This is a genomic window from Enterobacter cloacae complex sp. R_G8 (assembly GCF_024599795.1).
GTDB lineage: Bacteria > Pseudomonadota > Gammaproteobacteria > Enterobacterales > Enterobacteriaceae > Enterobacter > Enterobacter dissolvens.
This window is the reverse complement of the sequence record NZ_CP102246.1, coordinates 4088134-4111691: the sequence shown is the minus strand read 5'-3', so window position 1 is coordinate 4111691 and position 23558 is coordinate 4088134. Positions and strand designations below refer to the sequence as shown.

At 49.2% G+C, this 23558-nt stretch carries 22 protein-coding genes and 1 tRNA gene; 13 read left to right on the top strand and 10 right to left on the bottom strand.

The features are described 5' to 3' along the window. Positions 1 to 66: 66 nt before the first annotated feature. Positions 67 to 1125, top strand: coding sequence for a DNA polymerase IV (gene dinB, locus NQ842_RS19550; RefSeq protein WP_046888769.1), 1059 nt, complete (start codon positions 67 to 69; stop codon positions 1123 to 1125). 61 nt (positions 1126 to 1186) lie between these two features. Here the strand turns inward: dinB and pepD are convergent, their stop codons facing one another. Then, positions 1187 to 2644, bottom strand: a complete 1458-nt coding sequence (pepD, locus tag NQ842_RS19545; RefSeq protein ID WP_050860507.1) for a cytosol nonspecific dipeptidase — start codon at positions 2642 to 2644, stop codon at positions 1187 to 1189. A gap of 260 nt (positions 2645 to 2904) precedes the next feature. Here pepD and gpt point away from each other — a divergent pair, with 260 nt between their 5' ends. The 3 genes from gpt (at position 2905) to crl (ending at position 5171) form a co-directional block, all read left to right on the top strand. Next, positions 2905 to 3363, top strand: coding sequence for a xanthine phosphoribosyltransferase (gpt, locus tag NQ842_RS19540; protein WP_003863205.1), 459 nt, complete (start codon positions 2905 to 2907; stop codon positions 3361 to 3363). A 104-nt stretch (positions 3364 to 3467) separates the two neighbouring features. Next, positions 3468 to 4712, top strand: a complete 1245-nt coding sequence (gene frsA, locus NQ842_RS19535; RefSeq protein WP_046888767.1) for an esterase FrsA — start codon at positions 3468 to 3470, stop codon at positions 4710 to 4712. 57 nt (positions 4713 to 4769) lie between these two features. Continuing rightward, positions 4770 to 5171 (top strand): sigma factor-binding protein Crl, encoded by a 402-nt coding sequence (gene crl, locus NQ842_RS19530; protein WP_043951572.1) that lies wholly within the window; start codon positions 4770 to 4772, stop codon positions 5169 to 5171. Positions 5172 to 5272: 101 nt separating this feature from the next. Here the strand turns inward: crl and phoE are convergent, their stop codons facing one another. Then, complete coding sequence (gene phoE, locus NQ842_RS19525) at positions 5273 to 6325, bottom strand: phosphoporin PhoE (protein WP_013095744.1); 1053 nt, start codon at positions 6323 to 6325, stop codon at positions 5273 to 5275. A 304-nt stretch (positions 6326 to 6629) separates the two neighbouring features. Here phoE and proB point away from each other — a divergent pair, with 304 nt between their 5' ends. The 8 genes from proB (at position 6630) to NQ842_RS19485 (ending at position 15488) form a co-directional block, all read left to right on the top strand. Continuing rightward, on the top strand, positions 6630 to 7733 hold the full coding sequence (gene proB, locus NQ842_RS19520) for a glutamate 5-kinase (protein ID WP_014830789.1): 1104 nt from the start codon (positions 6630 to 6632) through the stop codon (positions 7731 to 7733). A gap of 11 nt (positions 7734 to 7744) precedes the next feature. Then, positions 7745 to 8998, top strand: coding sequence for a glutamate-5-semialdehyde dehydrogenase (gene proA / locus NQ842_RS19515; RefSeq protein WP_248041929.1), 1254 nt, complete (start codon positions 7745 to 7747; stop codon positions 8996 to 8998). A gap of 111 nt (positions 8999 to 9109) precedes the next feature. Further along, positions 9110 to 9185: transfer RNA gene (locus tag NQ842_RS19510), tRNA-Thr, on the top strand. A 76-nt stretch (positions 9186 to 9261) separates the two neighbouring features. Further along, positions 9262 to 9741: a DNA-binding protein gene (locus tag NQ842_RS19505; protein ID WP_257256225.1), complete on the top strand. Its 480-nt coding sequence runs from the start codon at positions 9262 to 9264 to the stop codon at positions 9739 to 9741. Between the two features lie 798 nt (positions 9742 to 10539). Then, the gene (locus NQ842_RS19500; protein WP_047747516.1) at positions 10540 to 13020 is read left to right on the top strand and encodes an SIR2 family protein; all 2481 of its coding nucleotides are present in this window, start codon (positions 10540 to 10542) and stop codon (positions 13018 to 13020) included. Between the two features lie 809 nt (positions 13021 to 13829). After that, on the top strand, positions 13830 to 14144 hold the full coding sequence (locus NQ842_RS19495) for a hypothetical protein (RefSeq protein ID WP_014830805.1): 315 nt from the start codon (positions 13830 to 13832) through the stop codon (positions 14142 to 14144). A 227-nt stretch (positions 14145 to 14371) separates the two neighbouring features. After that, on the top strand, positions 14372 to 14692 hold the full coding sequence (locus tag NQ842_RS19490) for a hypothetical protein (RefSeq protein ID WP_181870580.1): 321 nt from the start codon (positions 14372 to 14374) through the stop codon (positions 14690 to 14692). Positions 14693 to 15173: 481 nt separating this feature from the next. Continuing rightward, positions 15174 to 15488 carry a hypothetical protein gene (locus NQ842_RS19485; RefSeq protein WP_020686330.1) on the top strand — a complete coding sequence of 105 codons (315 nt, stop codon included), beginning with the start codon at positions 15174 to 15176 and terminating at the stop codon, positions 15486 to 15488. Here NQ842_RS19485 and NQ842_RS19480 read toward each other — a convergent pair. The 3 genes from NQ842_RS19480 to NQ842_RS19470 form a co-directional block, all read right to left on the bottom strand. Next, positions 15485 to 16291, bottom strand: a complete 807-nt coding sequence (locus tag NQ842_RS19480; protein WP_257256943.1) for a DUF4225 domain-containing protein — start codon at positions 16289 to 16291, stop codon at positions 15485 to 15487. The two genes, NQ842_RS19485 and NQ842_RS19480, sit on opposite strands and share 4 nt — an antisense overlap. Positions 16292 to 16525: 234 nt before the next feature. Further along, positions 16526 to 17272, bottom strand: a complete 747-nt coding sequence (locus NQ842_RS19475) for a cyclopropane-fatty-acyl-phospholipid synthase family protein (RefSeq protein ID WP_257256224.1) — start codon at positions 17270 to 17272, stop codon at positions 16526 to 16528. A 10-nt stretch (positions 17273 to 17282) separates the two neighbouring features. Continuing rightward, the gene (locus NQ842_RS19470) at positions 17283 to 17540 is read right to left on the bottom strand and encodes a YjhX family toxin (protein ID WP_014830811.1); all 258 of its coding nucleotides are present in this window, start codon (positions 17538 to 17540) and stop codon (positions 17283 to 17285) included. 371 nt (positions 17541 to 17911) lie between these two features. Between NQ842_RS19470 and NQ842_RS19465 the strand changes: the two genes are divergently transcribed. Beyond that, positions 17912 to 18235: a hypothetical protein gene (locus NQ842_RS19465; RefSeq protein WP_257256223.1), complete on the top strand. Its 324-nt coding sequence runs from the start codon at positions 17912 to 17914 to the stop codon at positions 18233 to 18235. A 5-nt stretch (positions 18236 to 18240) separates the two neighbouring features. Here NQ842_RS19465 and NQ842_RS19460 read toward each other — a convergent pair whose 3' ends face one another. The 5 genes from NQ842_RS19460 to NQ842_RS19440 all read right to left on the bottom strand — a co-directional run bounded on the left by NQ842_RS19460 (position 18241) and on the right by NQ842_RS19440 (position 23512). Continuing rightward, positions 18241 to 19059 carry a DUF4225 domain-containing protein gene (locus NQ842_RS19460; protein WP_373371731.1) on the bottom strand — a complete coding sequence of 273 codons (819 nt, stop codon included), beginning with the start codon at positions 19057 to 19059 and terminating at the stop codon, positions 18241 to 18243. A gap of 400 nt (positions 19060 to 19459) precedes the next feature. Continuing rightward, complete coding sequence (locus NQ842_RS19455) at positions 19460 to 20131, bottom strand: hypothetical protein (RefSeq protein ID WP_014830813.1); 672 nt, start codon at positions 20129 to 20131, stop codon at positions 19460 to 19462. Between the two features lie 196 nt (positions 20132 to 20327). Beyond that, positions 20328 to 20900, bottom strand: a complete 573-nt coding sequence (locus tag NQ842_RS19450) for a cytochrome b (protein ID WP_050860438.1) — start codon at positions 20898 to 20900, stop codon at positions 20328 to 20330. Continuing rightward, positions 20897 to 21970: a catalase family peroxidase gene (locus NQ842_RS19445; protein WP_050860437.1), complete on the bottom strand. Its 1074-nt coding sequence runs from the start codon at positions 21968 to 21970 to the stop codon at positions 20897 to 20899. Before NQ842_RS19445 ends, NQ842_RS19450 begins: the two co-directional genes overlap by 4 nt. Positions 21971 to 22294: 324 nt before the next feature. Next, a complete protein-coding gene (locus NQ842_RS19440; RefSeq protein ID WP_257256941.1) occupies positions 22295 to 23512 on the bottom strand; it encodes a major royal jelly family protein in 1218 nt (405 codons plus the stop codon). Positions 23513 to 23558 lie beyond the last annotated feature (46 nt).

Sequence of the window (23558 nt, the reverse complement as noted above, 5' to 3'; positions counted from 1 at the left end):
TCACGCACACTTCTCAACCCTCATTTGTTTACTGTATACTTATCCAGTGATGAGTGAGGGCTTACTATGCGCAAAATAATCCATGTCGATATGGACTGCTTTTTTGCCGCAGTGGAGATGCGTGACAACCCGGCGCTGCGGGATATCCCCATTGCGATTGGCGGTAGCCGCGTGCAGCGCGGGGTGATCAGCACCGCCAACTATCCTGCGCGTAAGTTTGGCGTGCGTAGCGCCATGCCGACGGCGATGGCCTTAAAGCTTTGCCCTCATCTCACGCTCCTGCCTGGCCGGTTTGAGGCGTATAAAGAAGCCTCCCTGCATATCCGCGAAATTTTCTCCCGCTACACCTCCCTGATTGAACCTCTGTCGCTGGACGAAGCGTATCTTGATGTCACCGACAGCGTGCACTGTCACGGCTCCGCGACGCTGATGGCGCAGGAGATCCGCCGGACTATCTTCAACGAACTGAATCTGACCGCGTCGGCGGGTGTCGCACCGGTGAAATTCCTCGCCAAAATAGCGTCCGATCTCAACAAGCCCGACGGCCAGTACGTCATTACCCCGGAAGAGGTCCCGGCGTTTTTAAAAACGTTGCCGCTCGGCAAAATCCCGGGCGTCGGCAAAGTCTCTGCGGCAAAGCTGGAAAGCATGGGGCTGCGAACCTGCGAAGATGTGCAGCGCAGCGATTTAGCCATGCTGCTTAAACGCTTTGGAAAATTTGGCCGCGTGCTGTGGGAGCGCAGTCAGGGGATAGATGAGCGCAGTGTCAGTAGCGAGCGGCTGCGAAAGTCGGTCGGGGTTGAACGCACACTGATTGAAGATATTCATGACTGGTCTGAATGTGAAACCATCATCACGGAGCAGCTCTATCCTGAGCTGGAGCGACGCCTGATAAAGGTAAAACCGGACCTGCTGATTGCCCGTCAGGGCGTGAAACTGAAGTTCAACGATTTCCAGCAGACGACCCAGGAGCACGTCTGGCCGCGTCTGAATAAAGAGGATCTCATCGCGACGGCGAAAAAGGCCTGGGATGAACGTCGGGGCGGGCGAGGGGTCAGGCTGGTGGGATTACACGTTACCTTGCTGGATCCGCAGCTGGAACGTCAGCTGGTATTGGGATTGTAAAAAGGCCGGTGGCGCGACGTTGTTGACCCTCTCCCTTTGGGAGAGGGCTGGGGTGAGGGTATTACTTAGCAGGAATCGCTTTCAGCAGTTCAGTCAGCAGGGTCCAGTAATGGCCCACGCTTTCAATGTGAACCTGCTCATCCGGCGAGTGTGGTCCGGTAATGGTTGGCCCAATGGAGACCATGTCCATGTTCGGGTACGGCTTCTTGAACAGACCACATTCCAGACCCGCGTGGATCACCTGAATGTTCGGGGTGCTGTTGAACAGACGCTGGTATGTTTCACGCACCAGTGCCATCACCGGAGAGCTTGCGTCCGGCTGCCAGCCTGGGTAGCTGCCTTTGGCAGAGGTTTTCGCACCGGCCAGCGTGCCCAGAGATTCCAGCATGCTCACCACGTACTCTTTACCGGTGTCGATAAGCGATCGGATCAGGCAGATGATCTCTGCGCTGTCGTCGCCCATGGTGACCACACCCACGTTCAGCGAGGTTTCAACCACGCCTTTCGCGACGTCTGAGTTGCGGATCACGCCGTTCGGTGTCGCGTTTAACAGCTGAATAAAGGTGTCACGAGACGGGGTGGTCAGTGCGGCTTTATCCGTGGACACGGATTCCAGCACTACGGTCAGGTTCTTCTCTTTCGCGGACAGTTCGTTTTTCAGGATATCCAGATAGACGCTGGAGAGTTTTTTCAGCTCGTCTGCTTTGGCGGCTGGAACGGCTACTGTCGCGAACGCTTCACGTGGAATTGCGTTGCGCAGCGTACCGCCGTTGAAATCGACCAGACGCAGGTCCAGCTCAGCCGCGTGGCCCGCCAGGAAGCGTGCCAGCAGTTTGTTGGCGTTGCCCAGGCCTAAGTGAATATCACCGCCGGAGTGGCCGCCTTTCAGCCCTTTCAGCGTCAGCTTGAAGGTCTGGAAGCCAGCAGGCACCGCTTCACGTGAGAGCGGCAGGGTAGAGATGAAATCAATCCCGCCCGCGCAGCCCATGTAGATCTCGCCTTCTTCTTCGGAGTCGGTGTTGATCAGAATATCCGCCTGCAGCCAGTTCGCCTGCAGACCGAACGCACCGTCCATTCCCGCTTCTTCGGTCATGGTCAGCAGCACTTCCAGTGGACCGTGCTCAACACTGTCGTCCGCCAGTACCGCCAGCGCAGAGGCCATACCGATACCGTTATCTGCACCCAGCGTGGTGCCGCGCGCTTTCACCCAGTCGCCGTCGATGTACGGCTGGATCGGGTCTTTCGTGAAGTCGTGAACAGTGTCGTTGTTTTTCTGTGGCACCATGTCCAGGTGTGCCTGCAGGACCACCGGTTTACGGTTTTCCATGCCAGCGGTCGCCGGTTTGCGGATCAGAATGTTGCCAACCTGGTCACGTTCAGCGTGCAGACCTTTTTCCTTCGCCCAACCCATAATATGTTCGGCAAGCTGTTCTTCATGGTAAGACGGGTGTGGAATGGAGCAGATTTTGGCAAAAATATCCCACAGCGGTTGCGGAGATAATTGAGACAGTTCAGACACGATAAGTCTCCTTGTCGATGCCCTGCAAAGCGAGTTGCAGGTCACAGGGTTAGCAGGTTAATAGTTACCACAAGTCAGGCTTGCGAGATGCAACTGAGAATACCACTTTCTCCGATGGCTGGTAGCATAAAGCATGTAAAAACTCAGGCAGAGGGCGCTAAACACTGGTTTTTAGTGCGTCAGATCTCTATAATCTCGCGCAACCTATTTCCCCCTCGAACACTTTTTAAGCCGTATAAAAACAGGCTGGGACACTTCACATGAGCGAAAAATACGTCGTCACCTGGGACATGTTGCAGATCCACGCACGCAAACTGGCCGCGCGTCTGATGCCTTCTGAACAGTGGAAAGGCATTATTGCCGTTAGCCGTGGCGGTCTGGTACCGGGGGCGCTGCTGGCGCGTGAGCTGGGTATTCGTCATGTCGATACCGTCTGCATCTCCAGCTATGACCACGACAACCAGCGTGAGCTGAAAGTGCTGAAACGCGCGGAAGGCGACGGTGAAGGTTTCATCGTTATCGATGACCTGGTGGATACCGGCGGTACCGCGGTGGCTATCCGCGAAATGTACCCTAAAGCGCATTTTGTCACCATCTTCGCGAAACCGGCGGGCCGCCCACTGGTTGACGATTACGTGATTGATATCCCACAGGATACCTGGATTGAACAGCCATGGGACATGGGCGTGGTCTTTGTACCGCCTATTTCCGGCCGTTAATTCCCGCACGTAACTTTACACGCCCGGCTATGCCGGGCGTTGTTCTTTTTATCCTGCCACGCGTTACAATGGACACTATATGACGTATCCATGGAGGCAACGCAATGACGCAGGCGAATCTCACCGAGACACTCTTCAAACCCCGTTTCAAGCACCCTGAAACTTCGACGCTGGTGCGTCGCTTCAATCCGGGAAACCAGCCTGCCGTCCAGTCTGCGTTAGACGGTAAAAACGTGCCTCACTGGTATCGCATGATTAACCGCCTGATGTGGATCTGGCGCGGTATCGATCCGCGGGAAATCCTCGACGTGCAGGCGCGTATCGTCATGAGTGAAGCCGAGCGTACCGACAGCGAACTTTACGATACGGTGGTGGGTTACCGCGGCGGCAACTGGATCTACGAATGGTCGAAGCAGGCGATGCTCTGGCAGCAAAAAGCCAGCCAGGAAGAGGACGCCACCCTCAGCGGCAAGCACTGGCTTCATGCGGCTAACCTTTACGCCATTGCCGCATACCCGCACTTAAAAGGGGATGAACTGGCAGAGCAGGCGCAGGCGCTGGCAAACCGTGCCTATGAAGAGGCTGCCCAACGCTTGCCGGGCCGGATGCGTGAGCTGGAGTTCACCATTCCCGGCGGCGCGCCCGTGACCGGATTCCTGCATATGCCTGAAGGCGACGGCCCGTTCCCCACCGTGCTGATGTGCGGTGGGCTGGATTCGCTGCAAATCGACTATTACAGCCTGTATGAGCGTTACTTCGCCCCAAAAGGTATCGCCATGCTGACGCTTGATATGCCGTCTATTGGGTTTTCATCCAAATGGAAACTGACGCAGGATTCCAGTCTTCTGCACCAGCATGCGCTAAAAGCCCTGGAAAACATTCCGTGGGTCGACCACACCCGCGTCGCGGCGTTTGGCTTCCGCTTTGGGGCGAACGTGGCCGTGCGTCTGGCCTATCTTGAGGCGTCGCGCCTGAAGGCCGTGGCCTGTCTTGGGCCGGTGGTTCACGCCCTGCTCAGCGATCCGTCCCGCCAGGGAAATGTGCCAGAAATGTACCTCGACGTGCTGGCCAGCCGCCTTGGCATGCATGATGCATCAGACGAAGCGCTACGCGTGGAACTCAATCGTTACTCGTTAAAAACGCAGGGCCTGCTGGGGCGCCGTTGTCCAACGCCGATGCTGTCCGGTTTCTGGAAAAACGATCCGTTCAGCCCGGAAGAAGAGTCACGCTTAATCACATCGTCATCTGCGGATGGCAAATTGCTCGAAGTCCCCTTCAGCCCGGTGTATCAGAATTTTGACAAAGCGTTAAAAGAGATTACGCGTTGGATCGCCCAGAGATTGTGTTAAGAGATTGCTAAATTTTGATGATTTGGTAAAACAGTGGCTTCACAAAAGGAGATCGTAATGACGTTACCGAGTGGACACCCGAAAAGTAGATTGATTAAGAAGTTCATGGCTCTTGGCCCGTATATTCGAGAAGAGCAGTGTGAAGAGAATCGCTTTTTTTTCGACTGCCTGGCTGTATGCGTCAACGTGAAGCCTGCACCCGAAAAACGTGAATTCTGGGGCTGGTGGATGGAAATGGAAGCAGAAGAGAAACGTTTTACCTATAGCTACCAGTTTGGCCTGTTTAATAAAGACGGCAACTGGCAGGCTACCAGCATTAAAGATCAGGAAGTGATTGATCGCCTGGAATATACCCTCAAAGAGTTCCACGACAAGGCGCGTGATTTACTGGCCACGCTGGATCTGAAGCTTGAGCCTGCGGATGATTTTTCCAGCGAAGCGGCGAAATTGACGGCGTAAAGATGAAATAATGCCGGGTGATGATCCCGTAGGCCCGGTAAGCGCAGCGCCACCGGGCACAAAAAAACCGGCTTAATGCCGGTTTTTTTATTACTGCCGACTCAGAACTGGTAGGTCATACCCAGGGCAACGATATCATCGCTGCTCACGCCCAGTTTGTTATCGTCATCAATCTGGTTGATTTTATAATCAACAAACGCAGACATATTTTTGTTGAAATAATAGGTCGCGCCGACGTCGATATATTTCACCAGATCTTCATCGCCAATACCTTCGATATCCTTGCCTTTAGACTGGACATAACCCAGGGATGGACGCAGACCGAAATCGAACTGATATTGTGCGACCACTTCAAAGTTCTGCGCTTTATTGGCAAAGCCGCCAGAAATTGGGGTCATATTGCGGGTTTCGGAGTACATCGCCGCTAGGTAGATATCGTTCGCATCATATTTCAGACCGGTTGCCCAGGCTTCGGCTTTTTTGCCTTCGCCGCGGGTCAGCAGGTTCTGCGCGTTGGTACGGTCAGAGTTAGTGTACGCGCCGCTTACCGCGAAATCGCTGCCACCGAAGTCATACGTCAGAGACGTACCAAAACCGTCACCGTTCTGTTTCTTAACGTCACGGTTTTCGTTTTTACCCTGGTATTGCAGGGTCATATCCAGACCATCAACCGCGCCGAAGAAGTCGGTGTTGCGGTAAGTGGCAAGGCCGCTTGCACGCTTGGTCATGAAGTTATCGGTCTGCGCGGAAGAGTCGCCGCCAAACTCAGGGAACATATCGGTCCAGGCTTCCACGTCATACAGCGCGCCCAGGTTACGACCGTAATCCAGAGAACCAAAGTCTTTCAGCTTCAGACCGGCGAACGCCAGACGCGTTTTCTGAGTGGAGTCACTTTCTGCTTTGTTGCCGGCAAATTCCGCTTCCCAACGGCCATAGCCGGTCAGCTGATCGTTAATCTGGGTTTCACCTTTAAAACCGAAACGCACGTATGTCTGGTCACCATCTTTTGAATCGTCATCACTGATGTAGTGCATTGCTTTAACTTTGCCGTACACGTCCAGTTTGTTGCCGTTTTTATTATAAACTTCGGCAGCGTGAACAGATGCGGAAGCCACAACGCCCATAACCATTAATGCCAGAGTGCTCTTTTTCATTTTCGATCCTGTCTTATAAACGCGCTTAAAAATTCGCTGGACGATAAGCTCATGCTTAAGTCCCGTGAAAAAACAGAAAGGGTTTTAACGTTACGGAATGAAACTTTTATGACAAATTAAGATTAATTTTAAAAAACTGTGATTTATTATTTCGGTAATAAAATTGTCAAAATCTGCCGCTACGCTTCCTGATCCCGCGCAACAAAGTGTTTCGCGATGTGCTGTGGCAGTTGGCAACGGGCCTGACACCTGTTAAAACGTTCGTTCGACATCACTTTCCCTTATCGTTGAACGGCAGAGAATCATGAGTGACAGCCAGACGCTGGTGGTAAAACTCGGCACCAGTGTTTTAACAGGCGGATCGCGCCGCCTAAATCGCGCCCACATTGTTGAGCTTGTACGTCAGTGCGCTCAGCTGCATGCCGCAGGGCATCGTATTGTTATCGTGACCTCCGGGGCGATTGCCGCCGGGCGTGAACATCTGGGTTACCCCGAACTCCCCGCGACGATCGCCTCTAAACAGCTGCTGGCCGCCGTTGGACAAAGCCGACTCATTCAACTCTGGGAACAGTTGTTCTCAATCTATGGCATTCACGTCGGGCAGATGCTGCTGACGCGTGCGGATATGGAAGACAGAGAACGCTTCCTGAACGCCCGCGATACGCTGCGCGCGCTGCTGGACAACAATATCGTCCCGGTGATTAACGAAAACGACGCCGTGGCTACCGCTGAAATTAAAGTGGGTGATAACGATAACCTCTCTGCACTGGCGGCGATCCTGGCCGGTGCCGACAAGCTCTTGCTCCTGACGGACCAGCAGGGGCTGTTTACCGCAGACCCGCGCTCCAACCCGGAAGCTGAACTGATTACCGATGTCCACGGCATTGACGATGCGCTGCGCGCCATCGCTGGCGACAGCGTCTCTGGCCTTGGAACGGGCGGCATGGGCACTAAACTGCAGGCGGCGGATGTGGCCTGCCGTGCCGGTATCGACACCATCATTGCGGCGGGCAGCCGTCCTGGCGTCATTGGCGACGTAATGGAAGGCATTTCCGTCGGCACGCGCTTCCACGCCCAGGCATCCCCGCTGGAAAACCGCAAACGCTGGATTTTTGGCGCGCCGCCGGCAGGTGAACTGACCGTGGATGAAGGGGCGACCGCGGCGATTCTGGAAAGAGGGAGTTCATTGCTTCCTAAAGGAATTAAAAACGTGACAGGCAACTTCTCCCGTGGTGAAGTGATCCGTATCCGTAACCTTGAAGGTCGCGACATCGCCCACGGCGTCAGCCGCTACAACAGCGATGCCCTGCGCCGTATTGCGGGTCACCACTCGCAGCAGATCGACGCGATTCTGGGCTACGAGTATGGCCCGGTTGCCGTGCATCGTGATGACATGATTATTCGTTAAGGAGCCAGAACATGCTGGAACAAATGGGTGCAGCCGCCAAGGCCGCCTCTTACAAACTGGCGCTCCTTTCCAGCCGCGAGAAAAACCGTGTGCTGGAAAAAATCGCTGATTATCTGGAATCGCAGTCGCAGGAAATCCTCCTCGCCAACGAACAGGATCTGCTGGAAGCGCGCCGCAATGGTCTGAGCGAAGCCATGCTTGACCGTCTGGCGCTGACCCCGGCACGCCTGAAAGGCATCGCCGACGATGTCCGTCAGGTTTGTAACCTGGCCGACCCGGTCGGGCAGGTGATTGACGGGGGACTGCTCGACAGCGGTTTACGTCTGGAGCGCCGCCGCGTGCCGCTCGGCGTTATCGGCGTGATTTATGAAGCCCGCCCGAATGTGACGGTGGATGTCGCTTCCCTGTGCCTGAAGACCGGTAACGCCGCCATTCTGCGCGGCGGGAAAGAGACCTGGCGCACCAACGCCGCGACGGTGAAAGTCATCCAGCAGGCGCTGCAGGAGTGCGGTTTACCGGCAGGTGCCGTGCAGGCCATTGAAAGCCCGGACCGTGCGCTGGTGAACGAGATGCTGCGCATGGACAAATACATCGACATGCTGATCCCACGCGGTGGCGCGGGCCTTCACAAGCTGTGCCGCGAGCAGTCGACGATCCCGGTGATCACCGGCGGTATCGGCGTGTGCCATATCGTGGTGGACGAGAGCGCCGAAATTGCACCGGCGCTGAAGATTATCGTGAATGCCAAAACCCAGCGTCCAAGCACCTGTAATACCGTTGAAACGCTGCTGGTGCATCAGGGTATCGCAAACACCTTCCTGCCAGCCCTGAGCAAGCAGATGGCCGAGAGTGGCGTCACGCTGCACGCGGACGAGAAGGCGCTGGCGCTGCTGCAAGACGGCCCGGCGACGGTGGTGCCGGTAAACGCGGAGCAGTATGACGACGAGTTCCTGTCTTTGGATCTGAACGTGAAGATCGTGGCCGATCTCGACGACGCTATCGCGCACATCCGGGAGCATGGTACTCAGCACTCTGACGCCATCCTGACGCGCACCCTGCGCAATGCCGACCGCTTTGTGAACGAGGTGGATTCTTCTGCCGTGTACGTGAATGCATCAACCCGCTTCACCGACGGTGGACAGTTTGGTCTGGGCGCGGAAGTGGCCGTCAGCACGCAGAAACTGCACGCGCGTGGTCCGATGGGCCTGGAAGCGTTGACCACCTACAAGTGGATTGGCATCGGCGACGATACGATTCGTGCGTAAATAATCACGGGTGATGCAAAAATAGCCGTTTGATTCAAAAGGGCATTGACGCATCACCCGGATAGATCTAACCTTTTGCCCCGTGGTTACGCTCGTAACCGGCCTCTCAGGGCCGATATAGCTCAGTTGGTAGAGCAGCGCATTCGTAATGCGAAGGTCGTAGGTTCGACTCCTATTATCGGCACCATCACTTCAAAAGTTACGCATCCTTCATATTTTCATTATTTTGACTGAAGAACATTTTCGGGTCTGAAGTCCTTTAAATGGAAAAGACGTCACACAAATTATACAGGTATAACAATCTCGTTTACGGGAAGAATGACGATCCATCAGACGTACAGCCACGCATGACCGGCCTTGACCAGTTAAGCGAACATGTCAGCGCGATGCTCAAAGGCAGCCAGCGCCAGACAAGTTCAGAAGAGAAGCAGGCCGCCGTATGGGTATGGGGGCATGACGGCGGGAAAGAGCTGCCGGCTGATATTGATGCTGGCCAGTGGATAGAGTCCGCAGCCGCTGAGCTGGGTTTTGATGTTCAGCACGAGGCCGATGAACAATTGCTGATTCTCTTCCGGCCGGATGAAGAAACCCACAGCTTCTATGGCAAAGACCGTGCAGCAGGCGCTTTACGGTTTCTTCGTTCTGAGCTGGCTTACGTTGCCACAATGCACCCCGATACGCTGGATGACTGGAATAAAACTGGTTTAATGTCACTCTGCCTGCTGGACGGCGAAAAACTGTAAACCCCCCAGCCCCTCAAACTTGACACTTTTTCGCGAAAAACTGGGAAAAGTGTCAACCCAACCTAACGGATACTGACGCCTACGAACAGCAGCTACAGCAGAAGTGTATAGTGCTGGCGTTGAGAATTGTTGAGCCTTGGCTGTTAGCTTTTGTTAATCCTGATGCGAAGCAGGGCAGGTGTCAGCCTGTTATGGTTTGTTATGCCTTACTAGGGAAAACTAGGGGGAAAGTGTCAACCGCTACCGCTTCAGAAAACTTCAGGTACACGATCTCGTGAAGGGGAGGTGTTAAGCACTCCCCATTTGCAACCATCCTCGAGCCTCTTTCAGATCGCTGTTCTGGTTTGCCCAGACGCTGGCGTTCAGATTGAGTTGTCAAAAGCTGTCACCCACTGGCAGCGCCAAAGGGGATTTTTCGCTAAACGCGATCTAAGTAACAGTTGGAACAAAAAGAAAATATCAATGATTTAAGGCGCCCAAGCATTCTTTCTTTTGTTATGTATAATACTGATTTAATTGGTTATTTTTATTGTTGCTGGTCTGGTTTAATGCTAGCTGTATTTGAGTGTTAATGTGACCTGTAGAACCCATTGCATTTGAATGCTGATGACCCTGAAGAGATCATTTTTTAGATGAGTATTTTTGAAAAATATGATGTGATTAAAAATAATTTTCTACACCTAGTTTATGATTTGACGTATGAAAATGAGTATGTTAACAAGATATATAAAATATCATCAATCCACCTAAGCTTCGGGTGATTTTAAAAACCTATTTTGCAATATTAAGAGGTGATAAATGTTCAATAAAATGGATGTAACAAAGCTAAGTCTCCCAAAAGTGAATATCGATGAAATGTTTAGGCGAATAAACTCAGGGAAAGCTATTATATTTACAGGAGCTGGTTTTTCGCGTAATGCTAAGAATATTGCAAATGTTGAACCGCCTCTTGCAAAAGCTTTGTCTAAAAAAATTGGCGCTCTTGCTGGGTTAGGTGATGATAATGAAGATTTAATGTTTACTTCTCATTTTTATCTAAAGCATGGAAGTAAAAATGAATTGCTTAAGTTGTTAAAAGACAACTTTGTTCTTCGCGAGGTAAGCGAGAGTCATCAGAAAATATGTTCATTACCTTGGAGAAGATTTTATACAACTAATTATGATAATTCTATTGAACTAGCTAGTCTCTTAGTAGGCAAGCGAATCGAGTCACTTGATATTGATGATTTGCCTAAAGATTACCTTTCTCAAGGTGATTTGTGTGTGCATCTTAATGGTGTCATAGATAAAGCAACAATCGCAGATCTTGATTCTAAAATAAAACTAACAAACTCATCTTATCTTTCTCCTCAATCATTTTTAAGCTCTCAATGGAATTATGTATTTAAAAGAGATCTTGAGACAGCTAGTGCAGTGATCTTTGTTGGTTATTCAATGTATGATATGGATGTGCAAAGATTGCTTTATCAGACCGATAGCCTTGTTGAAAAAACTTATTTTATTGTGCATGAAAATGCTAGTTTCCAAGAAACGTTCTTTTTAACTGACTTTGGTCATGTTTTAACAGTGGGTGTCGATGGATTTGCTAAGCTAATAACTGATATGCCTGTTCCTGAAAATCAGGATGCAAAAGATTTATCTTTAGATTGTTTTGAGCTTAAGGGGATTGATTATAATCACGATACTATTACAGATACAGAAATAAAAGATTTTTTACTTTTTGGTAAACATGATGATAATCAGATTAATACATCTGTGAGTAATGATTTTGTTGATAACTTTTTAATTAACAGAGAGCTTCTCAACGATACTATAAAATTAATTCATTCACGAAATAATGTACTTATCCATAGTGAGTTAGGAAATGGTAAAACAATATTTCTAAAAATGATCACGTATTTACTTTCTCGTGAGGGTTATAATGTATATACTTTCTGTGAAAGAAGTGAGTTCGATGACGAATTATCAGAGATTGATTGGATTGTAAAAAATAAAGATAATGTAATTATAGTCATTGAGGGTTATAACAAGGCTGAAAGACTGTTAAATCATATTAATATTAACTATCCTGATGATGTATGTGTCATAATCACAGATAGGAGTGCGGTAGCATTAAGAACTGCACATTTTATTAATTCATTAAATATTGAATTTTCTGAAATAAGTTTGGATCAATTGACTGAACAAGAAATTTCAGACTTTGTTGATTTAATTGAGAATCAAGGCCTTTGGTCTGAACTAACGTCTCTATCTAAAACTAATAAAGTAAAGAAAATTAGAGAGGATTATAATGGTCAGATTTCAGGAATATTATTGGGTTTGCTTAAAAGTCCGTCAATCCAAGAACGAATAAAGTCCTTAACGGATGAGTTGTTTAAATCTCAGGAATTTAAGGATACAGTCTTTGCAATCGCGCTATGTGATATAATTGATGTCCGTAAAACATCTTCAATCATTTCTGAAATCGCAGGTAATAATAGTATATATAAAATGAATCTTAGGTCCAGTGACCAGTTTAAGTCGCTATATAGATTTACTGAAAATGGCACTGCAATTGAAACAAAATCCAGTTTGATGTCATTGGCAATTATTAATAATAGTTTTAATGAGAGTTATGTAAGACATAAGCTTTTATCAATTGTAGGTACTTTTAACGAACTCAGAAATGTAACTTATGATGCAAACAAAATATTCAAGTCTTTGCTTAGATTTCATGTTTTAGAAATTTTGCTACCACAAAAGCAAAGAGCATTAGATAGTTATTATATGGAACTGAAAAGAGTATGTCCTTGGTTAACTGACTCTCCACACTATTGGGTTCAATATGCTATGTGTAGGTTGTCAATAGGGGATTTAGATTCAGCGCAGACCTACTTGAATGATGCTTATTCTTTAGCAAATTCCAAAGAAGATTATCATACTGAGAATATTGATACTCAGCAGGCTAGGCTTTTAATTATGAAATGCTTAAAAGAACATGATCCAGCTAAGTGCTTTGATACTTTCTTTGCGGCTCATAACATTTTAATAGGTTTACCTGATGATGGGTATAAATATAGGCAGATTATTCCCTATAAAGAAGTCTATGAATTAAAATATAAGGGTTTTAATAAAGGAAATAAGGTTCAGTTTGAGCATGCCTGTAAAGCTCTACTGTCCCAAGTAAGTGCTGTAGATTATCATCAAGATGATCTTACATTGATTAAAAGAGTATCTTTCATTAATCGTAGTAAGGTGATTTTAGAAGAAATTGTTCAAGATATTATTTCTAAAAGATAAATGTTAAAAAGCAGTGTTTTATAGCACTGCTTTAAATTTTATATATGGCAATAAAGCTAAAATAGATTAAATGCATCTAGTTCATGATGATTTATTTCGTTATCTTATTTTGAGCTCAACTTCTTAAGTCTTTATATTTACAAATTTGTAACAGTCTTGCCAGTCTCCATCTTTGCTCGATTCTTGTGCAATGCAATTACAAGATAGTTGAAATGGGGGTACTTTTGGGGGTATCACAATTTTTTTAATAATAAAAAATGAAATACAATCAAATTGTTGTCACCTTAGGATTTGTTCCTATTATCACAAAATAAAGGCGATTTTGATCTCAATGTACTGTCTTTTTTAAGAGATTCTATTACCAACAATTGCCGCTATGCTTAAGCGGCCTGTAGTTGAAAAGCTCTAACAGGTACAAAGTGTGAACACTCCCCACGAACCGCTATCAACTCGAAGCTGATGACGCTGCCAACGTCTCTAAACCATCCCGAAACAGATTGATCACACGTATTAAAGTCCGATGTGTGGCCTGTGAGCTAAACGTACCTGCACACGATACGCAGGCAGCGCTTCGCTCACGCTCCTAAAGGTACACGAGCACCCTGATAAGGTGTGCTCCTTCTGAACACTGATGCAGTCGCTACGCTCCGCTTGTTGCTTGTACCACTAATGGGGCTTTATGGCTTCTATTGTCTGAAATCTGATACATTGCACAAACATCATGTGGATTGCTGTAAAGTTCATCAGTATGATTATTTTCACAATCAGCGGTTGAGAAAACACTTCTGGGAGCTAAGGGACGAGACGATATGAAAGTGACTGATGAGGCTTTGTTACGTTCAGGGTTTACGCAGCCCGAATTGCAGAAGATAAAAAGCAATATTGAAAAATATGGAGGAACGCTTGGAGAGGCCATAAATGATCTCGCCAGACGATTTGTTACCTTGGCGGGAGTGGTGGCTGTTTGTACCTTTATCCTGTTACTACTTATCGTCTTCAGCTCACCTGATAGAGTAATTGCATGGGGGCTGGCGATGATCTTTGGGGTTGCCATTATGTCCTTCGCACAGCCGCCGGTAATTTCCTATAAATCCTGGCGTTACCGAAAAACTATAAAGAATTAACTGGTTCTTGTACAATTAATAAAGCTTTATGGTTGTTATTATCCGAAATCAGTTACTTAGACAAACCACATATGCTCGATAAACATTGAATAGTCGCAACGCCTTGAGCCCGCCAGAGAATAACTACAAGGTATAGGCTCCGCCGCAAAGTTTCGGCTGGATTGCGATAAAGTACATCAGTATACTCATCCCTCGAAACGGACATTGCATGAACCGAGGAGAGAAGGATGAAGATCACAGAAGACTCTTTGTTGCATTCTGGATTTACTCGCAAAGAAATACAAAAGTTGAATAATAATATCGCGAATTATGGCGGGGATCTTGATGAGGTAGTCCACGATTTAGCAAGAAGATTTAAAACTCTACTATGGATTTTCTCTTGTGGCATACTTTTTTTCATCTGTCTCGTTTTTTCAAAACAGGATGATTATTGGTATGTTTTCTCAGGAGGGATTTCAATACTGATTGTTTTCTTGATCTGTGGTTTTGCTCAGCCACCAATCATTTCCTACAAATCATGGCGGTATGTCAGGTCTGAAAAAAGTTAATCAATACTCATCAGATCAAAGATGACCTTGGCCTTCAAACCATACCCCACTATTTTTTTATAGACTTTGGAGTATTCATGGTTGCCAATATCCGATAGTAGTCGCGTGATATATAACGATAAAGCCTCCAGACTTGAGCTTTCCTCGACAAGCCAAAAATGGTTTAAATGCTTGCGCTTAAAGAAAAAGCTATACAGACTGCGAGTCCAGTCTCAACCATAAATCACATGAATTTAGCTATCTCTATTGATTGTTCGGCAGCTATTACTTCTGATTTTGCATTACTGTATTTTTGCTCTTTAGATAGCCCATTCTGAAAGTGATCCTGCAGCTTCGTAACAGCATGACTCAACCCGGATAGCAATAAGGAGATTGAGTTTGCCAAAATTTTCGACTGGATTGCTGTAAAGTTCATCAGTATGATTGCTTGCACAATCAGTGAATAAGAAACAACTTTCTGGAAAATAAGGGACGATACGATATGAAAGTGACTGATGAGGCTTTGTTGAATTCTGGGTTTACGCCTTCGGACCTGCAGAAGATTAAGAACAACATTCAAAGCTACGGTGGAACGTTGGGGAATGCCATCAGGGATCTGTCCAGGCGTTTTGTTCTCACTGTGTGGGTTGTATCTGGCTGTTTTGCTGTATTCATTTTTTTGATGGTATTCGCATCCGAGGAAAGTGTCTTCTCTGGTGGTATTGGCCTTTCTTGTGGTATCGCGGTTGCAATTTTTATCCAACCGCCTTTGCTTGCCTATAAATCCTGGCGATTCTGTAGGGCGAATAAAAATTAATCAGTACCATTCTCCGTCGTCAGAAGATCAAAAATCACTTTCGCTTTGACACCATACCCAGCGATTTTCATCGTTAGCCTAGGCTTGCTCATTGTGTCAACTTTTCGGTAGTAATCGCGCGGCAACCAACGAAATAATCGCCAGGCCCCCGGCTTTCTTGCTAGCCCGAAGATACTGTAGACACCCGCTCCGAGAGTGACTGTATTATAAAAAGCCAACCCATTCTTTGGGCTAAATCCCAGAAATTGTGCGGTTTGCATTGCACCATCAGCAAAAATACCTTCTGATTGAGATTGTTCACCATAGCGAAGATGGTGTGCTTCTTTTGTTATACCGTTAATACCATCAACAAATAAAACTGCTCCAGCAAGTACTCCTACGGGGTTCATAGTGGACATCATCACCATCCCACCAAACAATGCTGCTCCAGATATCACGATGTGAACAGCCGAAATCACATACCCAACAATTTTATTGTTTTCCCTGACAAACTCGACCTTCGCATAAAGCTGAGCAGACCTCGTCCTTAACAAGCGCTCTTGCTCAAGAAGATTCTCTTTTTCGGCACGCAGATTTTTGAGGCATTCAATGCATTCTTCATCGGTTTTCGCCCGACGTGCTGTCGCGAACTCTTTTTCTACGACCTGTTTTATTTCCTCAACAAACTTGATACGAGTTAGACCATCTTGTAAATAGTAAGCTGACAGTCGATTTGCAGTTTCGATGACCTTTCGGGCTTCAAGATTCACCATCATATCTGACCAGGTTCTGTTCCATCCCCTGTTAAGCAGCGCAATATCCATCATGCTTCCTTTATTAATGTGCCTGGCTGTTTTACGGGCAATATATTCGCCTCATCGTTTTTTCTCAATAGACGATCCCCTGGTATTCATCTCATGCCAGTAAAAGAATAACCACCTGTAATTACGATGACGAATAAAGGGAACGATTAACGATAATTAAGTACGACAGGCATAATATTGTGCGCACCCTGCAAAAAGGCGATATAACCTTTGGGTTATATCGCCTGCTCCTTTTTATCGTGCGATTAAGGCAAACACGCCCCAGCCAAAGTATACCCGCGTATACGTCACATGGCGTTTAGGCGCATTTGTCAGCTCTGCCCGAACCTCATGCGCAAAGTCATCGTCAGGGTTCTCCTCCAGCCAGCGGCGCATGGTCAGCCATTTAGCCGCTTCATACCGGTCCCAGCCTTCCTGGTCTGCCAGCACCATTTCGACCAGGTCATAGCCCTGTTCATGGAAAGAGGCGACAAGGTCGGGCAGGGTGAGGAAATCGGCCACCGACGAGACGCCACAGGCCTGGGCAATCTCTTCCGTTGCAGGCACCTGACGCCAGTATGGTTCGCCGATAAGCACCATTCCGCCTGGCTTAAGGCTCTTTGCCAGCAGTTCGATCGTCCCGGCGACGCCGCCCGCAATCCAGGTTGCACCTACGCAGGCCGCCACGTCGCATTTTTCATCCGCCACGTAGCCCGCCGCGTCGTTATGGATAAAATGAACGCGTTCACTGACGCCAAGCTCTTCTGCGCGCAGCTTTGCCTGAGCGGTGAAGAGCGGGCTCATGTCGATGCCGGTCCCGGTAATGCCGTAGTCACGTGCCCAGGCACACAGCATCTCTCCCGAGCCGCTGCCGAGATCGAGAATGCGCGCGCCTGGCTTCATGCGTAACACGCGGCCCAGCGTGGCGTACTTCTCTGGCGTGAAGGGGTTGTGAATGCGGTGTTCACTTTCGCTGATAGTAAAAATACGTGGGATATCCATAATCCTCTCCTTATCGATTATCAGGCTGGGCGCGAACGTTATTCAGCCCGGTGGTATTGATGCGGTAGGGCTGACCGTTGACGGATTTGATCAGCTTTTTGGTTTTGAGTTTTTTAAAGACGGCGAGTGTGCAGTCGGTGAGCAGAAGCCCTTCCCGGCTGTAGCATTCAACGGAAGTGACGCGGCCAGATGCATCGCGGACGTGCGCAATACGTCCACCTTTAGCGAGAACGTGTAAGGTACGTTGTTCCTGACGGGATAAATTCATACTGGAAAACCTGTTTAATCATCATGTGCAAAACGTGCAAACACACAGCGGTGTCCGCATTCGATTTCGGCGCATTGATAATCAGTCCGGCCTGGAAGGTCGGGGAGCTGATTATCAGATGATTACATTCTCCAGCATCAAAGCCTCGGTAGAGTTGAAAGGTATTTACGAGGTGAATGATAACACCGCTTTTTAGTAAGTGAATAGCCAGGGGTGAAAAATGTGATCACGAAGGGGAGGCGCGGCGCCTGCATGTTGTATTTGCGGCAGGTATGGCGAGACTGGAAATGCAGAGCCAAGTTACTGTTTAAAAAAGCTAAGCTTAAGGGTATTCTTGTATACGTATAGCAATCATGAAGAAAGGCGAGCATGTGGCCAGTGAACTGACAGAAAAAGACCTGCTGAACAATGGTTTCTCACATAAGCAGGTATCTCGTCTGAAAGAAGTTTTGAGCAGGGATGAAAATGCCAGCGAAACGCTTTCGACATTAGTGGATGATCTGAGCAAGCGATTTTATGGCGGGGTTATTTGTTTGATTCTAATCCTGGCACCTCTGATTTTCCTGCCTGCCTTCTATACGCCCTCTCTATTGTTATATTACTTACCTGTTGCAGTTTTTGGCGTTATTGCTGTTTGGTATCTGATACCTCTTGGCCTTTCATGGAAAGCGCATAAAATTATGAAAGGCCGATAAGTGGCTCACTGAATTTTTTCGTCACGCTGCAACTGATAAAGCGTATGTCCTATTTTTGCTCCCTTCAACGTTGCCCCGATACCTTTAATCGCCAGGGCAGTTCGGCTCATAGTGTTTACCTGTCTCATGAAGTCTGGGGCTAAATACCGATACAGACGCCAGGCATCTGGCTTCAGGGTGAGTTTGAACATTCCATAATAGGACGTACTGAGATCTACCATCTGATAAGCAAGTAAACCTACTTTGCGATCAAATCCCAGGAATTCGGCCGAACCTTCAAACCCATCACGCATAAAATTGACTGGAGAGGCTTTTCCCGCCAACTTCTGGACACTTTCTGCTGCCGAAGATACACCATTCAGTACCAGCGTTGCACCGGCTATAATCCCAATCATATTTCCGACTGGAACGGATGAAGCAATAACGCCAATACCTCCGGCAATCTGCAAACCGGAAATGACCACACCGACAAAATCGATGACATATCCGAAGTACTTACCATTCTCTTCATAGATCCGGACAGATGCTGTGAGAACAGACTCCCCTGTCCTGAGCATTCTGTCCTGAATCTTCAGATTATTATTCTCCGCGCGAATGTTCTGGATACACAGCTGACACTCCTGCTCGGTCGCGCTATTCCTGATGGTTGCCAGTTGATATTTCCCAAATGCCCGCACGTTATCCTGAAACCGTATGCGTGTCAGAGCATCTTTTATGTGAAAACCTGATACAGCAAGAGCTGTATTCATTAGTTGATTCACTTCTATTGAGGCCATTGTTAAAAAATAGCCAGAAAAGCGATTGCTACCTGTATATATATCCAATTCCTTCCCTCGAATCGTCGTTCAGCTGAGAATGTACGGTAGCACATACCTTTCGGGTTCGACAGATACCTGTAAAGGATCACCTTTAGTATATTTTGGTGTTATGCACACCACTAATATGGAGGGAAGCATAGAATATGGCAGTCATTGCAAGTGATAACAGAATCGTACTGTTATTAACGAGAGCGGTAATACAACCCAAGGCACTTTTAAATTGTTCATAAAGGTGATCCATGCCTGAGTAATATAAGCTTCGGCCAAAGAGGTTATGAGTTTGTTTGATAGCTAAAAAAACAGGCTGGACGATGAGTTCAAAAGTAGATTAGTGGGCGAGTTTATCACTGAGTTACCTACTTTGAACCCACAAGCCCGCACGAAGCGGGCCGTACAGCACATCACATTACAGCTTCAGCAAACGCGGCAGCTGGTTATCCAGTTCCAGCAGGCAGCTCTTCATATAGCTTTCGGTTTGAGTGGTCACTTTTTGGTAATTATTTGCACTCCACTCGCTCAGTGGCGCTTCAACTGGCGTAGGAGCGCATTCCGCTACCGTAAATGCAGAGAACATATTTCCACTTTCCGGGCGCTTATAGAACAGGACTTTATATTTCAGCTGATAGAGAGGCGTGGTCGCGGTGGCATCTTTATAGATCAACGCCCAGGTTGCTTTACCAATATAGAGTGGCTGCTTGTAAACGTGGCCATTGCCTTTTTCGTTCAGCCACTTGCTGATATTTTGTTTCGCTTTAGGCACAAACCAGCTGTTCGTCGGGTTTTGCAGGGTTTCGATCGCTGTCCCTTTATAGTTCTCTTTATCAAAGTCACCGGAGTTAATGTTACCGGTTAACGCGCCGAGAACGGCAAGCCCCATACCTGTTGCGGCATGCGTCGGGGTCACTTCACGTAGTGTGTTATCGGCAATACGGTTGTCATTCAGTTCCGGTAGTGCAGAAACGCTGTAAATATCAATTGCGCTGCCATTAGCCGCTTTCACGGTGTCGGGTTTCACCGAGCCAGCACAGCCCGCAAGAATTAAGGATGCAGATACAATTGCCATAAGACGAACTTTCATTTTCTCTCCATGAGATAATTTTACTCAGGTGGCCGCGTGGATGACTCTGAGCAGAAAAGGGCCGTTAATATCGCCCGGAGTTGTTGTCAGCCTGCGAAACAGGCTGACAAGTATCCTGATAAATATCGACCACATAGCCCTGTTCTTTAGTCAGCCAGCCATCTTCCTTTGACCCGCATCAATAATGTTGTCCTCTTCAGGGTTCCTGAGACGGCTTACCGCCTTTCGCCATGCTGGCAAAAACCGCGTCCCGGTAGATCCATGCATGAACGAGTGCAGCAGAAAGGTGGACCAGCACCACCGCAAAAAGTACCCTGGCCAGAAGACGATGGGCGTCATGGCACCACGCATAAACGGCCGGACTGGCTGGAACGACAGGCGGCAGGTTGAATCCATCAAACATCACGATGGGTACTCCCGCTGCCGACAGCTGTGCCCAGCCCAGTAGCGGCATGGTCAGCATTAACGCGTACAGCACCCAGTGCGAGGCTTTGGCTGCAAAGACCTGCCATACGGGCAAATCGGCCGGGAGAGGGGGCGTCCGGCTAAACACACGGTTGGCCAGACGAATCACCGCCAGCAGTAAAATGGCGATACCCAGGGGCCGGTGCAGGTCAATTAACCAAATCCGATGATGTAATGACGTCATCATGGCGGCGCCGATGAACAGCATGGCCAGGATCATCGCCGCCATCAGCCAGTGCAGGCTTCGTGCCAGGGTGTTGAAATGCTGTGGCGCGTGCTCTCGCATACCTTTATTCGTGTTCATTTAACCTCCTGCTTTTGCACGGCTTCGGTTGCTTTGCCGTAGCCGATTTCCCGCTCACGGCGACTGAACGAGTGCGAATAGGCAGCGGAACGCGCGTTTAAGATGGGATCGTTCGATACCGCCACACCCGCAGGAACGATCGAGGGGTCAAAGTTAACGTCGCGGCACGCACCCTGGGATTGCGCTTCGACGCGAGTCACTTCCAGCGTGCCGGCCACGAGCTGCTTGCGATCGTTCGGCCAGGGCTGCGAAGGGTCATCCACCGGATCGCCCGGTTGTGCGAGCTGTAGAACGTAATCCCAGTAAAGGGGTTTCTGAGCCAGCCTCTGTTGCAGGTTTTCAAACAGGAAGTTGTCATCGGCTTTCTGCCGTTGTTCATCGCTCAGCGACATGAAAGGATCGTGCGGGCGCATCATCCAGCGAACCGGTTGTCGATCCCCCTGCGCGTTCACCAGGTAGAAGGCGTTAATGCTGTAAAACGTCGCACCGGCGAAGCTGCCGGGAGCGGGTTTTTGTGCCGCCCATTTAAGGTATTTTTCCGCTTCCGGGTACGCTTGCAAAAAGTCTGCGATACGTTGCGGATCCGGCTTGCCGGTGGCCGCGTCAACAGCGGTTGCTTTGCGCAAGGCCAGGAATCCTTCCGGATTGTGGGTGGCGAAGTAAGGCTCGTTGTTCATCGCCATCCGCCATTGCTGTTTGTCGTCCGTCTTCAGCAGCAGTGCCATGCTCAGCGTTTTCGTCGTGCTATCCGGAGCATGGGGATCGCCAGTACCAATGGAGAATCGTCCCACCACGGGAACTTTCTGCTGCGAGAAGAGGCGAGAGGATGACAGCGAAACTGCGGAACCATTCGGAACGAACGTTCCGGCAAAACAGATCCCTTTACCATGTGCGCGGCGAAAGCCTGGTGGAAATGGCGTTGGTGTTTCACCGACCAGTGCCTGACTGACAGTACGTGATCCAAACCATCCTGCTGTCCACGCAAATGCGCCTGCCAGTGTGCCCGCGACAACGGCGATAGACGCCAGCGCTCCCCAGGTTTTTTTGGATCTCAAATCCAGTTTCGACATAGACGTTTTTCCATTGCAAAACAGTAATGCACGCCACGCGCATATTACGAGTGTGCGCAACAGTAATTAAATTAAGGATGAAAGATGAGACGATTATTTTTATCTCATCGCGGCAGGACTAACCCAGTATTAATACCCGTCATGGAGGGTAATAGATTTAACGCATGCGTCAGACCAGGTTAATTTGATTATATAAGGCGTGTGCGTTAACAAAAGAATATCACGAAAAGTTTATCTTTTTTGCCAGGCTGACCGTAAACGCAAAACGAACGCCACCCGATGGGTGGCGTCGCAGTCACTCAGTATTTGCCCTGCACGGGCATTTTATTGTTCGTTTTTATTCTGCGAAGCACCGAGAGGCAAACGCCATAAATCATAGCGTTCCTCTCCTGATTTAACGGCTCCCGCGAAATGGTCGTTAAGGCGACTCGAGGTAAAGATCAGATCCCCGTCCGGGCGGATTGCCGGGGTATCCGGCCAATGGACGTCCTCGCTGGCGGCGATGAGTGACATGGAACGGTTCTTCGGATCAAAGCGGACAATGCCGTTGCGGGTGACATCGGTGATATAGAGGTTGCCCTTTGCATCGGTCACGATACCGTCGGTGTTACCACCCACCACGCCAAGATCCTGGATACCGGTGGCAATCTGCGCATCGGTTGACTCCGGCTGCCTCAGCAATGTCGTAGGCACTGCCCAGGCATGGGTTCCGGTTGTAACTGTCCAGTACAGCGTGCCCGCATCCGGAGAGAGTGCGATGCCGTTGATGCCAATCAGTAAGGGTTTGCCCGGCCAGACCTCCGCACCGTGTGAAACCACCTTCACGCCCGGCTCAATCTGTAGCGCAGGGTGACGGTCGAGCAACCGTCGTGCCGTGCCGGTGGCGAAATCAACGACGATAAGGCCCACGCGGTTTTCCGGTGCGCTCCGCGATCCGCTGTCGGAGATATAGGCGACACGGCGTTTCTCATCGACAACCACATCGTTCAGGAAGCTGGCTTTGCGGTCCGCCACGCCATCCAGGGCGATACGTTTAAGGGTGCGGCCCGTGTTGAGATCCAGTACGACCAGTTTCTGCGAGCCCGCGGGCGACTCCGCTTCGCCCGCGACAAACCCCATGTCCAGCGCCCATAGCCAGCCGTTTTGACGATCAATATAAAAGCCAAGCACGTTGCGCAGGTTCTGCGCGGGATCGGTGTTTACCGCGTTCCCCTCGCGGGACGGAAACGCCGTCAGGCGGGCAGGGCCGGACGGAACCGTCGTATCCAGAATGCTCAGCGTGGCGGGTGCGGCGGCAGAAACCAGCCGGGGCGTACTGATAAAGGCCCGGCCCTTTGCATCAAAATGGATACCGGCAATGGGCGCGTTAACCGAGCCGGAAAACCGCGTCGGGGTTTGCCCATTCTGGGGGGTATCCCAGCTCACGCCAGCATAGCTGCGCCAGCGCTCAAGGGGCAGGGAATTCGCCGCGCTGGCGAAGACCGGGAAAGCGAACAACGCCGCCATCGCAATGGCGGAAAAACTGCGGGTACGGTTGGACATGACAGTCTCCAGTGACAGGTTCTGGTGATGAATGCCGGTCACTTTA

Excerpts from the sequence above, each read along its gene's own strand:
- NQ842_RS19455 (WP_014830813.1), bottom strand. The coding sequence starts at position 20,131 with ATGAAAGTTCGTCTTATGGCAATTGTATCTGCATCCTTAATTCTTGCG.
- NQ842_RS19470 (WP_014830811.1), bottom strand. The coding sequence starts at position 17,540 with ATGAATTTATCCCGTCAGGAACAACGTACCTTACACGTTCTCGCTAAA.
- NQ842_RS19505 (WP_257256225.1), top strand. The coding sequence starts at position 9,262 with ATGGAAAAGACGTCACACAAATTATACAGGTATAACAATCTCGTTTAC.
- NQ842_RS19445 (WP_050860437.1), bottom strand. The coding sequence starts at position 21,970 with ATGTCGAAACTGGATTTGAGATCCAAAAAAACCTGGGGAGCGCTGGCG.
- frsA (WP_046888767.1), top strand. The coding sequence starts at position 3,468 with ATGACGCAGGCGAATCTCACCGAGACACTCTTCAAACCCCGTTTCAAG.
- NQ842_RS19500 (WP_047747516.1), top strand. The coding sequence starts at position 10,540 with ATGTTCAATAAAATGGATGTAACAAAGCTAAGTCTCCCAAAAGTGAAT.
- crl (WP_043951572.1), top strand. The coding sequence starts at position 4,770 with ATGACGTTACCGAGTGGACACCCGAAAAGTAGATTGATTAAGAAGTTC.
- NQ842_RS19440 (WP_257256941.1), bottom strand. The coding sequence starts at position 23,512 with ATGTCCAACCGTACCCGCAGTTTTTCCGCCATTGCGATGGCGGCGTTG.
- proB (WP_014830789.1), top strand. The coding sequence starts at position 6,630 with ATGAGTGACAGCCAGACGCTGGTGGTAAAACTCGGCACCAGTGTTTTA.
- NQ842_RS19480 (WP_257256943.1), bottom strand. The coding sequence starts at position 16,291 with ATGGATATTGCGCTGCTTAACAGGGGATGGAACAGAACCTGGTCAGAT.
- proA (WP_248041929.1), top strand. The coding sequence starts at position 7,745 with ATGCTGGAACAAATGGGTGCAGCCGCCAAGGCCGCCTCTTACAAACTG.
- NQ842_RS19495 (WP_014830805.1), top strand. The coding sequence starts at position 13,830 with ATGAAAGTGACTGATGAGGCTTTGTTACGTTCAGGGTTTACGCAGCCC.
- NQ842_RS19450 (WP_050860438.1), bottom strand. The coding sequence starts at position 20,900 with ATGAACACGAATAAAGGTATGCGAGAGCACGCGCCACAGCATTTCAAC.
- phoE (WP_013095744.1), bottom strand. The coding sequence starts at position 6,325 with ATGAAAAAGAGCACTCTGGCATTAATGGTTATGGGCGTTGTGGCTTCC.
- NQ842_RS19485 (WP_020686330.1), top strand. The coding sequence starts at position 15,174 with ATGAAAGTGACTGATGAGGCTTTGTTGAATTCTGGGTTTACGCCTTCG.
- gpt (WP_003863205.1), top strand. The coding sequence starts at position 2,905 with ATGAGCGAAAAATACGTCGTCACCTGGGACATGTTGCAGATCCACGCA.
- dinB (WP_046888769.1), top strand. The coding sequence starts at position 67 with ATGCGCAAAATAATCCATGTCGATATGGACTGCTTTTTTGCCGCAGTG.
- NQ842_RS19490 (WP_181870580.1), top strand. The coding sequence starts at position 14,372 with ATGAAGATCACAGAAGACTCTTTGTTGCATTCTGGATTTACTCGCAAA.
- NQ842_RS19475 (WP_257256224.1), bottom strand. The coding sequence starts at position 17,272 with ATGGATATCCCACGTATTTTTACTATCAGCGAAAGTGAACACCGCATT.